At 71.0% G+C, this 19,104-nt stretch carries 15 protein-coding genes; 5 read left to right on the top strand and 10 right to left on the bottom strand.

Annotated features, from left to right (window positions below):
- Nucleotides 1–48 precede the first annotated feature (48 nt).
- Nucleotides 49–888, top strand: coding sequence for an alpha/beta fold hydrolase (locus ACFPLC_RS22955; protein ID WP_378196067.1), 840 nt, complete (start codon nucleotides 49–51; stop codon nucleotides 886–888).
- Here the strand turns inward: ACFPLC_RS22955 and ACFPLC_RS22950 are convergent.
- The 6 genes from ACFPLC_RS22950 to ACFPLC_RS22925 form a co-directional block, all read right to left on the bottom strand.
- Nucleotides 885–1,655 (bottom strand): fumarylacetoacetate hydrolase family protein, encoded by a 771-nt coding sequence (locus tag ACFPLC_RS22950; RefSeq protein ID WP_191313814.1) that lies wholly within the window; start codon nucleotides 1,653–1,655, stop codon nucleotides 885–887. The two genes, ACFPLC_RS22955 and ACFPLC_RS22950, sit on opposite strands and share 4 nt — an antisense overlap.
- 32 nt (nucleotides 1,656–1,687) lie before the next feature.
- Nucleotides 1,688–3,292 (bottom strand): citramalate synthase, encoded by a 1,605-nt coding sequence (gene cimA / locus ACFPLC_RS22945; protein ID WP_378196071.1) that lies wholly within the window; start codon nucleotides 3,290–3,292, stop codon nucleotides 1,688–1,690.
- A gap of 397 nt (nucleotides 3,293–3,689) precedes the next feature.
- On the bottom strand, nucleotides 3,690–4,730 hold the full coding sequence (locus tag ACFPLC_RS22940) for a 3-isopropylmalate dehydrogenase (RefSeq protein ID WP_191309904.1): 1,041 nt from the start codon (nucleotides 4,728–4,730) through the stop codon (nucleotides 3,690–3,692).
- 228 nt (nucleotides 4,731–4,958) lie between these two features.
- Nucleotides 4,959–8,315: a S8 family serine peptidase gene (locus tag ACFPLC_RS22935; protein ID WP_378196074.1), complete on the bottom strand. Its 3,357-nt coding sequence runs from the start codon at nucleotides 8,313–8,315 to the stop codon at nucleotides 4,959–4,961.
- 230 nt (nucleotides 8,316–8,545) lie between these two features.
- Nucleotides 8,546–10,144, bottom strand: a complete 1,599-nt coding sequence (gene serA, locus ACFPLC_RS22930) for a phosphoglycerate dehydrogenase (RefSeq protein WP_378196077.1) — start codon at nucleotides 10,142–10,144, stop codon at nucleotides 8,546–8,548.
- Nucleotides 10,145–10,269: 125 nt separating this feature from the next.
- Nucleotides 10,270–10,833, bottom strand: a complete 564-nt coding sequence (locus tag ACFPLC_RS22925; protein WP_378196080.1) for a TetR/AcrR family transcriptional regulator — start codon at nucleotides 10,831–10,833, stop codon at nucleotides 10,270–10,272.
- A gap of 90 nt (nucleotides 10,834–10,923) precedes the next feature.
- Between ACFPLC_RS22925 and ACFPLC_RS22920 the strand changes: the two genes are divergently transcribed.
- From ACFPLC_RS22920 to ACFPLC_RS22905, 4 genes are all read left to right on the top strand, one after another.
- On the top strand, nucleotides 10,924–11,823 hold the full coding sequence (locus tag ACFPLC_RS22920; RefSeq protein ID WP_378196083.1) for a TIGR03620 family F420-dependent LLM class oxidoreductase: 900 nt from the start codon (nucleotides 10,924–10,926) through the stop codon (nucleotides 11,821–11,823).
- Nucleotides 11,820–12,644 (top strand): TIGR03620 family F420-dependent LLM class oxidoreductase, encoded by an 825-nt coding sequence (locus ACFPLC_RS22915; RefSeq protein WP_378196086.1) that lies wholly within the window; start codon nucleotides 11,820–11,822, stop codon nucleotides 12,642–12,644. The genes ACFPLC_RS22920 and ACFPLC_RS22915 overlap by 4 nt, the downstream gene beginning before the upstream one ends.
- A gap of 286 nt (nucleotides 12,645–12,930) precedes the next feature.
- Nucleotides 12,931–14,247 (top strand): ankyrin repeat domain-containing protein, encoded by a 1,317-nt coding sequence (locus tag ACFPLC_RS22910; protein WP_378196089.1) that lies wholly within the window; start codon nucleotides 12,931–12,933, stop codon nucleotides 14,245–14,247.
- Between the two features lie 71 nt (nucleotides 14,248–14,318).
- Nucleotides 14,319–15,182 (top strand): nuclear transport factor 2 family protein, encoded by an 864-nt coding sequence (locus ACFPLC_RS22905; protein ID WP_378196092.1) that lies wholly within the window; start codon nucleotides 14,319–14,321, stop codon nucleotides 15,180–15,182.
- Here the strand turns inward: ACFPLC_RS22905 and ACFPLC_RS22900 are convergent.
- From ACFPLC_RS22900 to ACFPLC_RS22885, 4 genes are all read right to left on the bottom strand, one after another.
- Nucleotides 15,179–15,457, bottom strand: a complete 279-nt coding sequence (locus tag ACFPLC_RS22900; RefSeq protein ID WP_191309918.1) for a DUF397 domain-containing protein — start codon at nucleotides 15,455–15,457, stop codon at nucleotides 15,179–15,181. The genes ACFPLC_RS22905 and ACFPLC_RS22900 overlap by 4 nt on opposite strands.
- A gap of 79 nt (nucleotides 15,458–15,536) precedes the next feature.
- Nucleotides 15,537–16,550: a ketol-acid reductoisomerase gene (gene ilvC, locus ACFPLC_RS22895; RefSeq protein WP_191309919.1), complete on the bottom strand. Its 1,014-nt coding sequence runs from the start codon at nucleotides 16,548–16,550 to the stop codon at nucleotides 15,537–15,539.
- 31 nt (nucleotides 16,551–16,581) lie between these two features.
- The gene (gene ilvN / locus ACFPLC_RS22890; protein WP_003080760.1) at nucleotides 16,582–17,088 is read right to left on the bottom strand and encodes an acetolactate synthase small subunit; all 507 of its coding nucleotides are present in this window, start codon (nucleotides 17,086–17,088) and stop codon (nucleotides 16,582–16,584) included.
- Between the two features lies 1 nt (nucleotide 17,089).
- The gene (locus ACFPLC_RS22885) at nucleotides 17,090–18,982 is read right to left on the bottom strand and encodes an acetolactate synthase large subunit (RefSeq protein ID WP_378196097.1); all 1,893 of its coding nucleotides are present in this window, start codon (nucleotides 18,980–18,982) and stop codon (nucleotides 17,090–17,092) included.
- Nucleotides 18,983–19,104 lie beyond the last annotated feature (122 nt).

The following is a 19,104-nucleotide window of genomic DNA, read 5'->3' as shown; positions in this document are numbered from 1 at the left end:
CACCTTTTCCGCGGGGAACCCCGCGCGCCCGAGGGCTCTCCTCCTGGTGTGAACGAAGATCCCTTCCCCGCCGTCGACGGCGTGACACACCGCTTCGTCCAGGCCGGCGCGGTCCGGTTGCACGTCGCCGAGGCCGGTTCCGGCCCGCCCGTGCTCCTGCTGCACAGCTTCCCGCAGCACTGGTACGCCTGGCGCCGGGTGATCCCGGGCCTGGCCACCGACCACCGCGTGCTCTGCCCGGACTTCCGCGGCGCCGGCTGGTCCGACGCGCCGCCGGACGGCTACGAAACCGCGACCCGCGTCGACGACCTCCTCGCCCTGCTCGACGCGCTCGGCCTCGACGAAGTGCGGGTCGTTTCCCACGGCTGGGGCGCGTGGACGGCGTTCGCGCTCTGCCTGCGCGCCCCGGAGCGGGTCCGCGCGCACCTCGCGCTCGCCATGACCCACCCGTGGCCGGCGCGGCGGGCGCTGCGCCGGGCCGCGTGGCGGTTCTGGCACACGACGCTGTGGGAACTCCCGCTGCTCGGCCCGGCCGTCCTGCGCCACTGGCCGGGGTTGACGCGGTTCCTGCTCCGGCACTGGGGCGCGGCCGAAGACGGCGTCGCGGAGTTCGCCGAACGCAGCCGCCGTCCCGGGCAGGCCCGGGCCGGGCAGCAGCTGAACTGGCAGTTCGTGGGGCACGACCTGCCGAAGCTGCGGCGCGCGGGCGCGGACCGGCCGCGGATGCCGACCGAGATCCTGGCCGGCGGCCGGGACGTGCTCGTGCCGCCGGAGCTGCTGGGCGACGTCCTCCCGGTGCGGGTACTCGCCGACTGCGGGCACCTGATCCCGGAACAGCGCCCGGACGCCGTCGTCGCGGCGGCGCGGGCGCTGTTCGGCGGGAGTTAGACGTTCTCGACCGGGTTGGTCAGGGTGCCGATGCCTTCGATGGTGATCGAGACGCTCTGGCCGCCCTCGATCGGGCCGACGCCCTCGGGCGTGCCGGTGAGGATGATGTCGCCGGGCAGGAGCGTCATGACGCCGGAGACGAACTCGACCAGCTCGGGGATCTTGTGAACGAGGTCCGAAGTACGGCCGTCCTGCTTGAGCTCGCCGTCGACTTCGGCCTTCAGCGACAGGTCGGACGCGTCGATCGCGGTCTCGATCCACGGGCCGATCGGGCAAAAGGTGTCGAAGCCCTTGGCCCGGCCCCACTGGCCGTCGGACTTCTGGAGGTCGCGGGCGCTGACGTCGTTGGCGATCGTGTAGCCGAGGATGACGCTGGCGGCACGGGCGGCGGGCACGTTCTTCACCGGCTGCCCGATGACGATGGCCAGCTCGCCCTCGAAGTCGACGCGGCCGACGTCCGACGGGCGGCGGATGGCCGCGTGGGGCCCGATGACCGTGGTCGACGGCTTGATGAAGAGCATCGGGGCGCTGGGCACCTCGTTGCCGAACTCGGCCGCGTGCTTGGCGTAGTTGCGGCCGACGGCGATCACCTTGGACGGCAGGATCGGCGCGAGCAGCCGGACGTCGGCCAGCGGCCACCGCTTGCCGGTGAAGTTCGGCTGGCCGAAGGGGTGTTCGGCGATTTCGAGGACCTGGGCGTCGTCACCGTCGCCTTCGATCGAGGCGAACGCGACACCACCGGGATGAGCAATTCGGGCTAGGCGCACGCGGCCATTCTACGTGCGCCCGGCCCGTACCCTCAGGCCACGGTGGTGCTCTTGTGGACGAGCGCGTCGCAGAGGGCCAGCCAGCTGGCCTCGACGATGTTGCCGTGGACGCCGACGGTGGTCCACTCGCGTTCGCCGTCGGTGCTCTCGACCAGCACGCGCGTCACCGCGTCGGTGCCGGGGTGGCCCTGGAGGATGCGCACCTTGTAGTCGGCCAGCTCCACACTGTCCAACCAGGACAGGTGCGGGCTCAGTGCCTTCCGGAGGGCGGCGTCGAGGGCGTGCACCGGCCCGATGCCCTCGGCGGTGGCGATGACGCGCTCGCCGCCGACGTGCACCTTGACCGTGGCCTCGGCCATCACCTCGCCGTCGGAGCGGTGGTCGAGCACCACGCGGTAGGACTCGAGCGCGAACGGCGCCTCCGCGGGGACGTCGGCTTCCTGGCGCAGCAGGAGTTCCAGGGAGGCGTCGGCGGCCTCGAAGGACCAGCCTTCGGCCTCGAGCCGCTTGACCTTGGTGAGCGCGTTCGACAGCGCTTCGGGTCGGCCGGCAAGGTCGACCCCGAGCTCACGTCCCTTGAGCTCGAGGCTGGCCCTGCCGGCCATCTCGGTGACCAGTACCCGCATGTCGTTGCCGACGGAAGACGGATCGATGTGGTTGTACAGCAACGGATCCACCTTGATCGCGCTCGCGTGCAGTCCCGCCTTGTGGGCGAAGGCCGACGCCCCTACGTAAGCCTGGTGGGTGTAGGGGGCGAGGTTGGCGATTTCGGCAAGGGCATGGGAGACCCGGGTGAGCTCGGCGGCGCCTCCGGTCGGGAGGACGTCGAGGCCGAGCTTGGTCACCAGATTTCCCGTCACGGCGAACAGGTCGGCGTTGCCGGCCCGTTCCCCGTAACCGTTGGCGGTGCACTGGACGTGCGTCACGCCGGCCTGCACCGCGGCGACGGAGTTCGCCACGGCGCAGGAAGTGTCGTCCTGACAGTGGATTCCGAGCCGGAATCCCGTCTTTTCCTTGATGTCCCGCACGGTCTCGGCGAGCCCGAGGGGAAGCTGCCCGCCGTTGGTGTCGCAGAGCACGAGGACGTCGGCACCCGCGTGGGCGGCGGCGTCGAGGACCCTGAGCGAGGTCTCGGGGGAATGCGCGTAGCCGTCGAAGAAGTGTTCGGCGTCGAGGAAGACGCGCCGGCCTTCCCCGGTGAGGAATTCGACGGTGTCCTTCACCATCGCGCAGGCTTCGTCGACGTCGACGCGGAGAGCGCGTTCGATGTGCCTCAGGTCCGACTTCGCGACCAGCGTGACGACGGGTGCCTCGCTGTCGAGCAGCGCCCGGACCTGCGGATCGGCGTCGGCGGTGGTGCCGGCCTTGCGGGTGGCGCCGAACGCGACGAGGGCGGCGTGGCGCAGCTTCAGCTCGCCCTTCGCGGCCCGGGCGAAGAATTCGGTGTCCTTGGGGAGCGCCCCGGGCCAGCCACCTTCGATGAACCCGACACCGAGCTCGTCCAGCAGCCGCGCGACGGCCAGCTTGTCCTGGACGGAGTAGGAGATGCCCTCCCGCTGCGCACCGTCGCGCAGGGTGGTGTCGTAGAGGTGGAAGGCGTCGCCGAGCGGGGTATCGGCGGGCTCCTTGCGGGTCACGGTCTTCTCCTAGCGTCTTCCTGGCGTTTCGAGGCAACAAAAAAACCTCCCGCAGGGGTGCGAGAGGTTGCGCGCCGGGGGCTCTTGTGGAGCTATCGTCCGGCGCGCTCGTCGATAATGATCGCGAAGCTGGTCACGTTCGCATCATGCCACAAGATTTGCGGACGAGTCCAGGAATTGGGCCAAGCTCCCACCATTCGGGAATGCCGTCCTCGGGTTCCGGCGAGGTCGGTCGTGGCTGGCCTGGGTGGAGTGCTGGTTTGGGCGGCAGCGTCCCGTTCACGCCGGTGAGGCGAATGACTCATTCGGGTCCCCAACCGAGCCGAGCCGACCCACCCCATCCCGGGTACGAAAAAGCCCCGCACCCCCCAAGGGCACGGGGCTTCCCCGAAAAGAATCAACCGGCAGTGCGCACGTTCGACGAAACCAGAGCCGCCAGCCGATCCCCGATCGCCTGCGTGGCCCCCGGCGAAGCCTGGTCCCGCGTCGCCAGGTCGAACGCCACCGACGCCTCGATCCGCCGCGCCGCCTCCTTCTGCCCCAGGTGGTCCAGCAGCAGCGCCACCGACAGCACCGCCGCCGTCGGGTCGGCCAGGCCCTGGCCCGCGATGTCCGGCGCCGAACCGTGCACCGGCTCGAACATGCTCGGGTTGCGGCGGGTCATGTCCAGGTTGCCGCTGGCCGCGAGGCCGATGCCGCCGGTCACCGCGGCCGCGAGGTCGGTGATGATGTCGCCGAACAGGTTGTCCGTCACGATCACGTCGAACCGGGACGGGTCGGTGACCAGGTGGATGGTCGCCGCGTCCACATGGGAGTACGCGACCGTCACCTCCGGGTGCTCCAGCGAAACCTCTTCGACGATCCGCGACCACAGCGAACCGGCGAAGGAGAGCACGTTCGTCTTGTGCACCAGCGTCAGGTGCTTGCGCGGGCGGGCCTCGGCGCGGTTGAACGCGTCCGCGACCACGCGCCGGACACCGAACGCGGTGTTGACGCTGACCTCGGTCGCGATCTCGTGCTCGGTGTCCTTGCGGATCAGGCCACCCGTGCCCGCGTACGGGCCTTCGGTGCCTTCGCGCACGACGACCATGTCGACGTCGCCGGCGTCGGCCAGCGGTCCCCGGACACCCGGGTACAGCCGCGCCGGGCGCAGGTTGACGTGGTGGTCCATCTCGAACCGCAGGCGCAGCAGCAGGCCGCGCTCGAGGATGCCGCTCGGCACCGTCGGGTCGCCGACCGCGCCCAGCAGGATCGCGTCGTGCTGGCGGAGCTCGCCGAGGACCGACTCCGGGAGCAGCTCACCGGTCGAGTGCCATCGCGCCGCGCCGAGGTCGTAGTTCGTGATCTCCGCCGTCGGTACTACCTCGCCGAGCACCTTCAGCGCCTCGGAGACCACCTCGGGCCCGATCCCGTCTCCTGGGATCACCGCGAGCCGCATCCACACACCTCCGTCGACCGGACCACCGGCCGCACCGATGGCCCACCGCAACAAAACGCCAGCAGCCGGAAGGTTACCGGCCGTAGACAAACCGCCGTAGCCGCACCACCCTTATGCCGCATCCTCCCACGGGGTGAGACACCCAATCGGGTGAATACGGCAGGGGCGCCCCCGGCGGAAAACCGCCGGAGACGCCCCTGGTCCTGCACGAATCGATCTTGCCGTGGACTAGCGGTGACCAGCCCCGATCGGCTGACGCTCGTTCCGGGCGCCCTGCGCCGCGTCCACCTTGACCACGTTCGCCCGGTTGCCCGCGGCGTTGTGGTGTTCGATGGCCAGCAGCCCGAGGGCGTTGTCGGCCGCGGCCGACGCCGCGTTCCGCGTCACGACCAGCGCCGTGCCCGGCTTCGCGACGTAGCCCAGCGCGGCGTCGCCGCCGCCCTGCACCGTGTAGCCCGGCGCGAGCGCGTCGAACGAAAGCGGCGTGCCGACGTAGTCGATGAGCCCGTTCGTGGTGCCCGGCGCGACGTAGAAACCGCTCACGCCCACCGTGTAGGAGATGCGGTGGGAGTCGGCGTTCGCGTCGATGCCCAGCGCCGCCAGCGAAACCGGCAGCGTGAGCACGTTCGTGTCGAACACGTTGGTGTCGACGTCGCCGAGCTGGCCGTTGACCGCCTGGACGTCCACGGTCGGGAAGCCCGGGGTCAGCGCGACCGTGGTGGCCAGGAGGACGTCGGTCGAGGTCGCCTTGGTCACGTAGGTCTCGAAGTCCGGCTGCCCGTCCCCGGTCGTGTCGATGTCGACGAACGGCGAGGTGTTGCTGCCGATGTTCGCCCAGTCACCCCAGGTGGACAGGCCGAACGCGAGGATCGCGTTCTCCGGCTCGCCCTGGGCCTTCGCCAGCGGAGCGGTCGACGCCGCGCCGATGTAGCGGAGGTCGCCGCCCTTGGCCGTGTTGTTGAGCGTGCAGTCGGTGACCACGTCCGCGTCGCACTCGGGCAGCTGCGGGGACTCCGCCTGCAGCTCGAGCACGCTGATCAGCGAGCGGTACCGCTGCGCGCCACTGCCCTGGTCGACACCCTTGCCGGTCAGGTTCAGCACGGCCTGCGTGGCGTCCGGGCCGAACTTCACCGACGGCGGCGTCGAAATCGTCGAGACCGGCTTCGGCGCGGAGTAGACCGACACCCGCAGCGGCACCTTGGCCCCGCTGACCGGCGTGAAGGCGACGCGCCCGGAGGCGTCCGCGACGAACTGCCGGGCCAGGCCGGCCTGGGTGGCGGCCATGGTCGGGTCCATGACCTTGCGCAGCGCCTTCGGGTCGGTGATCTTCAGCGTCACCTTCACCTTGGCCGTGCCGCGCGGGGTCAGCTTGACCGACGGCTTGTCCACTGTGTACTCGACACCCGGCAGCGCATTGACCGCCTGGTAGCCCACGGTGTACTCGGCGGGCGTGACGCCCTTGTTGACCAGCTTGATCGTCTTCGACAGCGTCACCGGACCGGCCGCCTCGACCGTGCCGAAGCTGACGCTGACCGCGCCCGGGTCGTCGACGACGTAGGCGAGCACCTGGTTGTCCAGCGCCGCCTTGGCGTCGATCCGGCCGCTGCCGACGCGCTGCGGCGCGTAGGTGTGGCCCGCGCCGTCGGAGACGTCGTGGCCGGCGGTGTCGATGACCGACGCCTTGACCTCCTCGACCGACCAGTCGGGGTGCGCCTGGCGGACCAGCGCGGTGATGCCCGCGGTGTGCGGGGCGGCCATCGACGTGCCGCTCAGCACCGTGCGGCCGTTGCCGCTGCCGCGGAAGGCCGAGGTGATCGTGTCACCCGGCGCGGCGACGTCCGGCTTGACGGCCGGGCCGCGGGTGCCGCGCGAGGTGAACGAGCTCGGGGTGTCCACGATCGTCTTGTCGTAGGTCTGGATCGAGGCGCGGCCGGCGCCGTAGAGCCGGACCTGCAGCGTGCCCGCGGTCAGCGCCGCGCGCAGCGTCTTCGTGGCGGACCCGGTGAACTGGAACATCGGGATGGCCGCGTTGCCCGCGATGCCGGCGCTGAAGTGCTCCAAAGTGGACGAAAGCAGCGCGCCCTTCGCCCCGGCGGCCTGCGCGTTGTTGGCGCGGGCGGCCGAACCGCAGGCGCGGGTCGCGTCGTTGTCGTCCCACTCCAGGAAGACGAACTTGCCGGCCGCCTTCGCCTTGTCCTCGGCGGAGTACGGCGCGCAGCCCGCGGCGTTCGCCGCCGAGAGGGCCACGACCGGCGCGGTCACGTCCAGCGTGTCGTAGCCGGTGTAGTTCTGGCTGTACTGGCCGGTCTTCTGGCCCGCGGCGGTCGTCGGAGCCTTGACCTCGGCGGCGTCGCGCAGGACGCCGGCGTCGCGGGTGCTGGCGACGGTGAGCGCCTCGGGGGTGTTGCCCGGGGAGCCGGCGATGTCGTTGATGTCGCCACCGTTGCCCGCGGAGATCACCGGGAGCACGTTGTTCGCGGCGAGCTTGCGCACGAACAGCGAGTCCGGGTCGTCCGGCGCGCCGAAGTCGGAGCCGAGCGAGAGGTTGACGATGTCGAGGTGGTCGGTGAAGTCGCCGTCGCCGTCGGGGTCGAGCGCCCAGTCCAGCGCCTGCGAGGTGACGTTCGTCGAGCCGGTGCAGCCGAACACCTTGATCGCGTACAGCAGCGACTTCGGCGCCGTGCCCGGGCCGATCTGCATCGCGTCGACCTTCTTGGCGTCCAGCTTCTTGTAGTCGCCCTTGAAGGTCTTGCCGTCGGCGGTGACGCCGAAGCCGCCGATGGTGCCGGCGACGTGCGTGCCGTGCTCACCGCAGGCCAACGGGTTCGGGTCCGGCTTCGGGGTGGTCTTGCCCGCCGTGGCGGCGTCGTAGTCGTCGCCGACGAGGTCGGTGCCGCCGACGACCTTGGCGCTCGGGAAGAGCGGGGTCGGCTTGGTGGAATCGACGCTCTTGTAGGCGGCCTGCGTGCCGGGGCCGCCGAAGTCGGCGTGGGTGTAGTCGATGCCGTCGTCGATGACGCCGACGCGGACACCGTCGCCGAACTTGCCGGTCTGCTGCCAGGCGGCGAGCGTGTTGGTCAGCTGCTCGGCGCTGGCGTTGGTGCGGGTCTTCGGCACGACCGTCCGCACCGCGACGACGTCGGCCCGCTTCGCGACCTCGCGCAGCTTCGCGGCGTCGGCGGTGACGACCACCCCGGGAACGGCGTTGGCGGTCTGGGTGACGACCTGCGGCTTGGCGTCGGCCGCGCGCAGCTGGCCGACGACGGCGTCCACGGCCGCCGCGGTGTCGGCCTTGGCGGCCTTGGCGGCCCGCTTGGCCTGCTCCTTGCCCTGCGGCTGCGCGTCGGAGAACGCGTCGACGGCCGGCTTCTTGGCCAGCTCGACGAACGCGGTGACCCGGCCCTGCGCGGCCCCCAGGCGCGGCGACAGCTTCCCCTGCAGCTTCGCGTCGTCGATCTTGGCGGGTGCGACGCCGTCGGCGAGCGGCACATCGGCCGCGCTCGCGACCGGCGCCCCGAGCGCGGCCGCCAGAACGACGGCGAAGGCCGCCGTCGTGGCGCGCGCGGGGAGGCGGGATCTGCTCATGAGTCGGCCCCTTACTCGAGGTCTGGACCCGAACCTGCCTGCCGCTCCTGACACCCCCGACGGTGAAGCGCGGCACAGCGCCGTGCCCTCGACGACGCGTGGTTCAACCTCGCGCAGAGAACCTAATCCCCCAAAACACCTACTTACGTAGGCAAAGGACTCCGTTATGTAGTTGTGATTGCGCGCGAAGACCCCCTGCCGGGTGACAGGGGGTCTTCGAAAGTGTTACGTCAGTTGAAGTCCACCGCGCGGATCGTGTGCGCCCCGACCGCAGCGCCGATCGGCTCCAGCAGGTGCGCGTCGATGTGGCGGTCGACGCGCAGCAGCATCACCGCGTCCGAGCCGTCGGTGGTCTGGCTGATCTGCGCGGCCTCGATGTTGATGCCCGCCTCGCCGAGCAGCGTCCCGACGCGGCCCATCACGCCCGGGCGGTCCGGGTACTCGACCAGCAGCACGGTGCCCTCGGCGCGCAGGTCGAAGCCGCGGCCGTTGACCTCGACCAGCTTCTCGACCTCGTCCAGGCCGGTCACCGAACCGGACACGGTGAGCACCGAGCCGTCGGCGTGCACCGCGCGGACGGTGACCAGGCTGCGGAACTTGGGGCTCTCCGGCTCGGTCTCCAGCTCGACCTGCACGCCCAGCTTCTCCGCCAGCTGCGGCGCGTTGACGAAGGTGACCTGGTCCTCGACCACGCCGGTGAAGACCCCGCGCAGCGCCGCCAGCTGCAGCACGCCGGTGTCCTCGTTCGAGATCTCGCCCTTGACCTGCACGGTCACCGACGTCGGCGACGTCGGGTTGAGCGCCGTCAGCAGCTGGCCGAGCTTCTGGACCAGCGACAGGTACGGGCGGACGTGCTCGCCGACCGCGCCGCCGCCGGTGACGTTCACCGCGTCCGGCACGAAGTCGCCGCGCAGGGCCAGCAGCACCGACTTCGCGACGTCGGTGCCCGCGCGGTCCTGCGCCTCGGCCGTCGAGGCGCCCAGGTGCGGCGTCACGACGACGTTCTCCAGCTCGAACAGCGGGCTGGACGTGGTCGGCTCGGTGACGAAGACGTCGACGCCGGCGCCGCCGACGTGGCCCGAGCGCAGCGCGTCGGCCAGGTCTTCCTCGACGATCAGCCCGCCGCGGGCGGCGTTGACGATGATGACGCCCGGCTTGGTCTTCTTCAGCGCCTCGGCGTCGATGAGGCCCTTGGTCTCCGGCGTCTTCGGCAGGTGGATCGAGATCGCGTCGGCGCGGCTCAGCAGCTCGTCGAGGGTGACGAGCTCGATGCCGAGCTGCGCGGCGCGGGCGGCCGAGACGTAGGGGTCGTAGGCGATGAGCTTCGTATCGAAGGCGGCCAGGCGCTGGGCGAACAGCTGGCCGATCTTGCCGAGGCCGACCACACCGATGGTCTTGCCCTGGAGCTCGACGCCGGAGAACGAGCTGCGCTTCCACTCGCCGCCGCGGAGGCTCTGGTCGGCGGCCGGGACCCGGCGCGCGACCGCCAGCAGCAGGGCGACGGCGTGCTCGGCGGCGGAGACGATGTTCGACGTCGGCGCGTTGACGACCAGGACGCCGCGCTCGGTCGCGGCGGGCACCTCGACGTTGTCGAGGCCGACGCCGGCGCGGGCGACGACCTTCAGCTGCGTGGTGGCCGCGAAGACCTCGGCGTTCACCTGGGTGGCGGAGCGGACCAGGAGCGCGTCGGCGCTCTTCACCGCCTCGAGCAGCGCGGACCGGTCCGTGCCGTCGACGTGCCGGACCTCCACCTCGTCACCGAAGACACTCAGCACGGAGGGGGCGAGCTTCTCCGCGATGAGGACGACGGGTTTATTGGGCTTGCTCACGATGCGGCTCCCACTATCTGGTCATTTCCAGGACGCTCTGTGTCGACAAACGGTCTCAGCACGTCGTTGTGCCCCGGTCGAGCGGGAGTTTAACCCGCGCGCCGGACCTGTGGCGTCGTCCGGTGTTAACTTGCCCGCAATCCCTCGAAAACAAGAGCCAGCAGCCGCTGCATGCCCCCTTCGCCGGGCAGATGCCCACCCGCCCAGGATGCCGCGTGCAGCAACAGAAGCAGCTCGTGCGCCGTGACGTCCTCGCGGAGTTCGCCCGCGCGCTTCGCGCGTTCCACCAGTTGGGAACCGACCTCGCGCATGGCGTGGCACGACTCGTACAACCGGGACGATTCGTCGTTCAGCGCGTCGGCGGTGAGCTCGACCAGGCCGCGGAAGGTGCCGGTGGCGTCCCCGAGCCCGGCGAGCCACGAGTGCAGGGCGTTCAGCGGCTCGGGGTGGGTGAGCAGGGCGCGGGCCCGCTCGGCCTGGGCGTCGAACCGGGCGCGCAGCAGGGTCTCGAGCAGCGCGTCCCGGGTCGGGAAGTGCCGGTAGAGGGTGCCGATGCCGACGCCGGCGCGGCGCGCGATGTCTTCCAGTGACGCCTCGACGCCGTGCTCGGCGAAGGCGCGCTGCGCCTCTTCGAGGAGGCGTTCGTAGTTGCGGCGGGCGTCCGCGCGCATCGGCTTCACATCGGTCATCGCCTCTCCGACTTTACCGGGTAGCCAATCGGAGGCTGCCTCCGTATATTAACCGGAGGCAGCCTCAGCTTACTGGAGGGAGTTTCGAGGATGACCTTGATCGAAGACACGCGGGCGCGGCTCGGCGCGGTCGGCGCCTGGTTGCCGAGCGCGCCGCTGGCCCCGCCACCGGACGTCGAGCGCGCGGCGACGCGCCGGCTCGCCGAGGCCGGCTACCGCTCGGTCTGGAGCGGCGAAGGACCCGGCACGCGGGAGGTGTTCGCCCACTTCGGCGACCTCCTGGCCACCGTGCCGGACGTCGTGCTCGGCACCGGCATCGCGAACCTGTGGGCCCGGCGCGGGACGACCGCGTACAAGGGCGCGGCGACGCTGGCCCGGTCCCACCCGGGCCGGTTCGTGCTCGGCATCGGCGCCGGGCACGCGGTCCAGGCGGCGAAGCTCGGCGAGGACTACCGGCCGCTCGACCGGATGCGGTCCTACCTGTCCGAAATGGACGATGCGACGGCGGAAACCCTTTCGCCGGTCACGTTTCCCCGTGTGCTGGCCGCCGTCGGGCCGAAGATGCTGGCGCTCGCCCGCGACCACGCGGACGGCGCGCACCCGTTCGCCCAGCCGGTCTCGCACACGGCGTACGCCCGCGAAATCCTCGGGCCGGGCAAGCTGCTGATCCCGCAGCAGACCGTGCTGGTGGGCAACCGCGAGGACGCTCGCGAGAGCGTGCGGCGCCGGGTGGCGCAGGCGCGCGAGCACTCCGTCACCGTCTACCTCGCGGGCTGGAAACGGCTCGGCTACACCGACGCCGACATCGCCGGGCCGAGCGACCGGTTCGTCGACGACCTCGTCCTGTGGGGCGACCCGGCGACCATCGCGAAACGCCTCGGCGAGGTGCTCGACGCGGGCGCGGACCATGTGCTGCTGACCCCGTCCGCCCCTTCCTTCGAGTCCACTGTGGAAACGCTGCTCGACCTGGCGGCGGTGGTGACCCGATGAGCGTCGGGATCTGGCGGTTCTTCGACGGCGCCCCGATCGGCGTGGTCCGCGAGACGGCCGCCGAGGTGGAGGAGCTCGGCTTCGACGCGATCTGGTTCGGCGAGTACGCCGGCCGGGACGCGTTCACGCAGGCGGGCCTGATCCTGGCGGCGACGGCCCGGCTGACCGTGGCCACCGGGATCGCGCGGTTCGACCGCCGCGCCCCGATCGCGGCGGAGGCGGCGACCCGGGCGCTCGGCGAGGCCTACCCGGGCCGGTTCGTCGCCGGCTTCGGCGGCCACCTGCCCGGCGCGCGGCCGGTTCCGGCCATCCGCGCGTACCTCGACGGGATGGACGAGGCCGCGCTGCCTGCCCTGCCACCGCCGTCGCCACGGCCCCGGCGGCTGATCGCCGCGCTCGGTCCGCGGGTGCTCGACCTGGCGGCCGAGCGGGCGGACGGCGCGCACCCGTACTTCGTCCCGCCGGAACACACGGCGGTCGCGCGGGAGCGGCTCGGACCGGGCAAGTACCTGGCGGTCGAGCAGGCGGTGATCCTCGACGCCCCGCCGGAGGCCGCCCGCGAAGCGGCCCGGGAGCACGTGGGCCTGTACGTCCGGCAGGCGCCGCACCACCAGGCCAACCTGCGCCGCCTCGGCTTCACCGACGCCGACCTGGCCGACGGCGGCAGCGACCGCCTGGTCGACGCCATCGTGGCGACCGGCGAGGAGACGGCCGCCGCCCGGATCCGAGCCCACCTCGACGCGGGCGCCGACCACGTCTGCGTCCAGGTCCTCGCCCGCACCCCCAAGTCCTACAGCCTCCTGGCCGACCTCCGCCCGTGAGCGAAGGGTCGACTCGCGTGATCAGGAAGCCGACACGCGTGATCGAGGCGACGACACGGCGACGAGCCCCCGCGTCGCCGTGTCGACCCTCCAATCACGCGAGTCGACCGTCCAATCACGCGTGTCGTCCCTTCCTGCACGTCGGGGTAGGGTGGCGGGGCGCGGTGCGGGCCGCGTCCCGTCCGCGGAAAGGGCCGAGCCCACCCCCGCTTCACCGCACCACCAGCTCCGCACCTTCTTCCTGCCCGGTGCCGGCGGACCACGGGCGACGAGGGAAGGAGGCACCATGGGCACGCTGCCCGCGAAACCGAGCCTGGACCAGCTGCGCAAGCGCGCAAAGGACCTCGCGCGCGCCGAAGGCGTCAAACTCGCCGAAGCGCAGTTCCGCATCGCGAGGGACCACGGGTTCCCGAGCTGGCCGAAACTGCAGGCCTACGTCCGGCGCGTCACCGAGCACGGCGACACCCTGCAGCACCCGTACCACCAGGACGTCGGCTACTACGCCGAACGCGCGCTCGGGCTGCTCGCCTCGGCCGAGGACGACACGCCCGGCGCGAAAGAACCGTTCGACCGCTGGGGCCGGCCCCTCACCCGCGACGGCGCCCGCGCGGTCGTCGCCCGCGAGCACGGTTTCGTTTCCTGGAAAGCACTCCGTGACCACGTGAAGTCCCTTGTGGACAGTGGGGAGCCTTTCGCGCGCGCGTACCGGGCGATCGAGGCCCGGGATCCCGAGCAGCTCGAAACCCTGCTCGGCGAGTTCCCCGGACTCGTCGACGCGCGCGGCACCAACGGCAACGACCTGCTCGGCATGGCCGGCGCCACGCACGACGAACGGCTCAGCCGGATCCTCCTCGACCACGGCGCCGACCCGGCCCGCGGCAACGTCCACGGCTGGACACCCCTGCACCAGGCGGCCTACAGCAACCTGCCGCTCCTGCTCGACCTGCTCCTGCGGCACGGCGCTCCCGTCGACGTCCCGGCCCGCGGCGACGGCGGCACTCCCCTGGTCGTCGCCTTGTTCTGGGGCCACCGCGAAGCCGCGGAAACCCTGGCCGCGCGCAGCCGCGCGCCGGGCAACCTGCGCGTCGCGGCCGGGCTCGGCGACATCGAGGCCGTCGACGACCTCCTGACGTCGGACCGCGGCGGCGCCCACCGCGGTTTTTACCGTCCCCACAGCGGTTTCCCGGCCTGGCAGCCGACCGACGACCCCGCCGAAGTCCGCGACGAAGCCCTCGCCTGGGCGGCCCGCAACGACCGCACCGAAGCCCTGCGCACCCTGGTCGCCCGCGGCGCCGACGTGGACGCGGACGTCTACCGTGGCACCGCGCTGGCCTGGGCGGCGGCGCAGGGCAAGCTCGCCGCCGTCCGGACGCTGCTCGACCTCGGCGCCGACGTGAACTTCCGCGGCACGTTCGGCGGCCCGAACCACGGCGAGGGCGTCACGGCCCTGCACCTGGCCGCGCAGTCCGGGCACCTCGACGTCATCCGCACCCTCCTCGAAAACGGCGCGGATCCCACGGCGCGCGACGCGATCTTCGACGGCACCCCGCAGACGTGGGCGGAGGTGTGCGGGCAGCCGGCCGCGCGGGACCTGCTCCAGTAGACAACCGGAGTCTTTAGTCCGTATCTTCGGAGGCGGACTACAGACTCCGTTTCGCCCTCTGGGAGGATCTCATGAACTCACCTCGCGACGTCTTCACCGCGTTGTCCGACGGCATCAGCGAAGGACGCTTCAGCGAGCTGTCGGCGCTCTACGCCGAGGACACCGTCGTCGAGCACCCGCAGGCGGTCCCGCGGCCGACGCGCCTGGTCGGCCGCGAGGCGGTCCACGAGCGGTTCGCCGGGGTCCTGGCCGGGGCGCTGCGGCTCAAGCGCAAGAACGTCGTCGTCCACGAGACGACGGACCCGGAAGTGATCGTCGCCGAATACGACTACGACGCCGAATCCGTGGAAACCGGCCGGACGATCACGACGGCCAACATCCAGGTGCTGCGCGTTCGCGACGGCCTCATCGTCCACTCGCGCGACTACCACGACTACCTGCGGCTGGCCGTCATCCGCGACGGCGTCGACCAACTCGTCAAGGCCTACGAACAGGCGCCGCCGCGCGAGCTGTCTCCGGTGACGCCGGAGAGCGCGGACACGGTGTTCGAGCGGCTCGTGCACGGCGTCGCCGGCGGCCGCTGGGACGAGCTGCCGGAGCTGTACGCGGAGGAAACCCACGTCACGCACCCGTTCCTGCCGGGCTCCGGAATCCTCCGTACCCGCGACGAACTCCGGGCGCACTTCGCCGCGGGCAAGGCGATGAACCCGGGCTTCGCGGTCGCGGACCTGGTCACCTACCAGGGCACCGACCCGGAGGTGCTGATCGGCGAATTCGCCTACCAGGGCGAGTACGGCGGCCGCCCGGTCCGGATCGCGAACATCTTCGCCATGCGGGTTCGCGACGGCGTGATCGTCGAATCGCGCGACTACGGCGACCACCTCGGCATCGCCGGTGACCTGGGCAAGATCGCCGAGCTGGCGGCGAAGCTCTAGGCGTCGGCGAGGTCCTCGGGCAGGTCGAACTCGCCGTCGCGGACGCCCTTGACGAACGCGTCCCACTCCCCCGGCGTGAAGACGAGGATCACGCCGTCCGGCTTCGCGGACTGCCGCATCGCCGTGTAGGTGACGCCGTCGGTGTGCTCGATGAAGGCGTACTCGACGCAGTCGTCGAGGGTGACGCCTTCGGGCTCGGCCCGGATCCACTCGGCCTTCGTGAAGTCGAGGTGGTGCCGGATGTGCGCCTTGTCGTCGACCGGCTGCTCACTCATGTCACCAGCGTAGCGACCCGGCCACCGAACGCACTGAAGGGGACGCCCGCGGCGGGCGTCCCCTTCGAGTGGGCCGGAATCAGGCGGTTTCGGTGATCGGCCGGTCCACCCACGACATCAGGTCGCGCAGCTTCTTGCCGGTCGCCTCGATCGGGTGCTGGTTGCCCTGCTCCTCGAGCTTGGTGAAGTTCGGCCGCCCGGCCTCGTCCTCGGCGACCCATTCGCGGGCGAACGTGCCGTCCTGGATCTCGCCGAGGATCTTCTTCATCTCTTCCTTGACCGCCGGCGAGATGACGCGCGGGCCGCGGGTCAGGTCGCCGTACTCGGCGGTGTCGGAGATGGAGTAGCGCTGGCGCGCGATGCCGCCCTCGTACATGAGGTCGACGATCAGCTTCAGCTCGTGCAGCACCTCGAAGTAGGCGATCTCCGGGGCGTAGCCGGCCTCGGTGAGCACCTCGAAGCCGGTCTGCACCAGCGCGGACGCGCCACCGCAGAGCACGGCCTGCTCGCCGAAGAGGTCGGTCTCGGTCTCCTCGGTGAACGTCGTCTTGATGACGCCGGCGCGGGCACCACCGATGGCGGCCGCGTAGGACAGCGCGAGCGCCTGGGCGTTGCCGGAGGCGTCCTGCTCGACGGCGATGAGCGCCGGGACGCCCTTGCCGTCGACGAACTGGCGGCGGACCAGGTGGCCCGGGCCCTTCGGGGCGACCATCGCGACGTCGACGTTGGCCGGCGGCTTGATCAGGTCGTAGCGGATGTTGAAGCCGTGCCCGAAGAAGAGCGCGTCGCCGTCCTTGAGGTTGGGGGCGATGTCCTGCTCGTAGATGAAGCGCTGCTTGGTGTCCGGCGCCAGGATCATGATCAGGTCGGCCTCGGCCGACGCCTCGGCCGGGGTGAGCACGCGCAGGCCCTGCTCCTCGGCCTTCGCCCGCGACTTGGACCCCTCGGGCAGGCCGATGCGGACGTCGACGCCGGAGTCGCGCAGGCTCAGCGAGTGGGCGTGGCCCTGGCTGCCGTAGCCGATGACAGCGACCTTGCGCCCCTGGATGATCGAGAGGTCGGCGTCGTCGTCGTAGAAGATTTCCACTGCCATGGGGGTACTGCTTCCTTTCCTGACTTACGTCTTAACGCGGTGATGTAGCGGTGATCGAGCGAGCGCCGCGTCCCACCGCGACCATGCCGGACTGGACCAGCTCGCGGATGCCATAGGGCTCCAGCATCCGCAGCAGGGCGCCGATCTTGTCCGAAGTCCCGGTCGCCTCGACGGTGAGCGCCTCCGGGGACACGTCCACCACCTTCGCACGGAAGAGCTGGACGGTTTCGAGGACCTGGCTGCGCACGGTGTTGTCGGCGCGCACCTTCACCAGCAGCAGTTCACGCTGCACGGCGGTCGACTGCTCCAGCTCGACGATCTTGATCACGTTGACCAGCTTGTTGAGCTGCTTCGTCACCTGTTCGAGCGGTAGCTCTTCCACGGCGACCACGATCGTCATGCGGGACACCTCGGGGTTTTCCGTGGGCCCGACGGCGAGGGACTCGATGTTGAACCCGCGGCGGGAGAACAGGCCGGACACGCGCGCGAGCACACCGGGCTTGTTCTCGACCAGGACACTCAGCGTGTGGACGCTCATCTCAGCGCTCACCCTCTCCGGCGGCTTCCGCGGCGGCCTCGGTCGTCTCGACCGAAACCTCGTCGTCGTCGAACAGCGGCCGGATGCCCCGGACCGCCATGATCTCGTCGTTGCCGGTGCCCGCGGCGACCATCGGCCACACCTGGGCATCCTTCCCCACGACGAAGTCGATCACGACGGGGCGGTCGTTGATTTCCATCGCGCGGCGGATGGTGGCGTCGACGTCTTCCTTCGTCTCGCAGCGCAGGCCGGCGCAGCCCAGCGCCTCGGCCAGCAGGACGAAGTCCGGGATACGGTGCTTGTGCGTTCCCAGGTCGGTGTTGGAGTAGCGCTCCGAGTAGAAGAGGTTCTGCCACTGCCGGACCATGCCCAGGTTGCCGTTGTTGATGACGGCGACCTTGATCGGCGCGCCTTCGATGGCGCAGGTGGCCAGCTCCTGGTTGGTCATCTGGAAGCAACCGTCGCCGTCGATCGCCCACACCGGCGTGTCCGGGACGCCGAACTGCGCGCCCATCGCGGCGGGCACGGCGTAGCCCATGGTGCCGAGGCCGCCGGAGTTGATCCAGGTGCGCGGGTTCTCGTACTTGACGAACTGCGCGGCCCACATCTGGTGCTGGCCGACGCCCGCGGCGTACACGGCGTCCGGGCCGACGAGCTCGCCGATCCGCTCGATGACGTACTGCGGCGACAGCGAACCGTCGTCGGGCCACTCGTAGCCGGCCGGGTAGGTCTTGCGCCAGTCGTCGGCCTGGGTCCACCAGTCGGCGAGGTCCGGACGGCCGCTGTGGTCGAACTCCGTCTTCACGGCGGTGATGAGCTCGCCGATGATCTCCTTGCAGTCGCCCACGATCGGGACGTCGGCCTTGCGGTTCTTGGAGATCTCGGCCGGGTCGATGTCGGCGTGCACGACCGCGGCGTCCGGCGCGAACGAGGACAGCTGGCCGGTGACCCGGTCGTCGAACCGGGCGCCGAGCGCGATCAGCAGGTCCGCGCGCTGCATGGCGGCGACGGCGGCGACCGAGCCGTGCATGCCCGGCATGCCGAGGTGCTGCGGGTGCGAGTCGGGGAACGCGCCGCGCGCCATCAGCGTGGTGACGACGGGGATGTTCGTCAGCTCGGCGAGCTGCTTCAGCTGCTCGTGCGCCTCGGCCTTGATGACGCCGCCGCCGACGTAGAGCACCGGGCGCCGCGACTTCGCGATCAGCTTCGCGGCTTCGCGGACCTGCTTGCCGTGCGGGCGCAGCGTCGGGCGGTAGCCCGGGAGGCGCAGCTCCGTCGGCCAGGAGAACGAGGTCATCTCCTGCAGCACGTCCTTGGGAATGTCCACCAGGACGGGGCCGGGCCGGCCCGTCGCGGCCAGGTGGAACGCCTCGGCGATGGTCCGCGGGATGTCGATCGGGTCGGTGACGAGGAAGTTGTGCTTGGTGATCGGCATGGTGATGCCGCAGATGTCGGCTTCCTGGAACGCGTCGGTGCCGATCAGCGCGCGCGACTGCTGGCCGGTGATGGCCACGACCGGGACCGAGTCCATGTTCGCGTCGGCGAGCGGGGTGACCAGGTTGGTCGCGCCGGGACCCGAGGTGGCCATGCAGACGCCGACCTTGCCGGTGGCCTGCGCGTAGCCGGTGGCCGCGTGGCCGGCGCCCTGCTCGTGGCGGACCAGGACGTGCCGGACCTTCGTCGAGTCGAGCAGCGGGTCGTAGGCGGGCAGGATGGTGCCGCCCGGAATCCCGAAGACCACCTCGGCGCCGACGGCCTCGAGCGAGCGCACGAGGGACTGCGCGCCGGTGACGCGCACCGGCGTTCCCGCCGGAGGGGCCGGCTTCGGACGTGCTCCGGGCGTTCCGGGCGTCGGCCCGGGCTTCGCGTCGCTGCGCGACGTCGCACTGGTCATCGGATCTGCCTCGTGGGTCTCGGGTGTCACTCGTTCGGGTCTTTTTTGAGCTCTATCGGTGCGGTGGGGCGGGGAATTGCTTCCCTAGGGCAACAAAAAACCCTCGCCGACCGTAAGGTCGC

Source organism: Amycolatopsis plumensis, from assembly GCF_042652605.1.
In the GTDB taxonomy this organism is placed as follows: Bacteria; Actinomycetota; Actinomycetes; order Mycobacteriales; family Pseudonocardiaceae; genus Amycolatopsis; species Amycolatopsis plumensis.
Note: the sequence above shows the minus strand (reverse complement) of the source record. Positions and strands in the feature narration are given on the sequence as shown.

Coding starts and splice junctions, on each gene's coding strand:
- ilvN (WP_003080760.1), bottom strand. CDS start 17,088: ATGAGCGTCCACACGCTGAGTGTCCTGGTCGAGAACAAGCCCGGTGTG.
- ACFPLC_RS22885 (WP_378196097.1), bottom strand. CDS start 18,982: ATGACCAGTGCGACGTCGCGCAGCGACGCGAAGCCCGGGCCGACGCCC.
- ACFPLC_RS22915 (WP_378196086.1), top strand. CDS start 11,820: ATGAGCGTCGGGATCTGGCGGTTCTTCGACGGCGCCCCGATCGGCGTG.
- ACFPLC_RS22920 (WP_378196083.1), top strand. CDS start 10,924: ATGACCTTGATCGAAGACACGCGGGCGCGGCTCGGCGCGGTCGGCGCC.
- ACFPLC_RS22900 (WP_191309918.1), bottom strand. CDS start 15,457: ATGAGTGAGCAGCCGGTCGACGACAAGGCGCACATCCGGCACCACCTC.
- ACFPLC_RS22925 (WP_378196080.1), bottom strand. CDS start 10,833: ATGACCGATGTGAAGCCGATGCGCGCGGACGCCCGCCGCAACTACGAA.
- ilvC (WP_191309919.1), bottom strand. CDS start 16,550: ATGGCAGTGGAAATCTTCTACGACGACGACGCCGACCTCTCGATCATC.
- ACFPLC_RS22905 (WP_378196092.1), top strand. CDS start 14,319: ATGAACTCACCTCGCGACGTCTTCACCGCGTTGTCCGACGGCATCAGC.
- ACFPLC_RS22910 (WP_378196089.1), top strand. CDS start 12,931: ATGGGCACGCTGCCCGCGAAACCGAGCCTGGACCAGCTGCGCAAGCGC.
- ACFPLC_RS22935 (WP_378196074.1), bottom strand. CDS start 8,315: ATGAGCAGATCCCGCCTCCCCGCGCGCGCCACGACGGCGGCCTTCGCC.
- ACFPLC_RS22940 (WP_191309904.1), bottom strand. CDS start 4,730: ATGCGGCTCGCGGTGATCCCAGGAGACGGGATCGGGCCCGAGGTGGTC.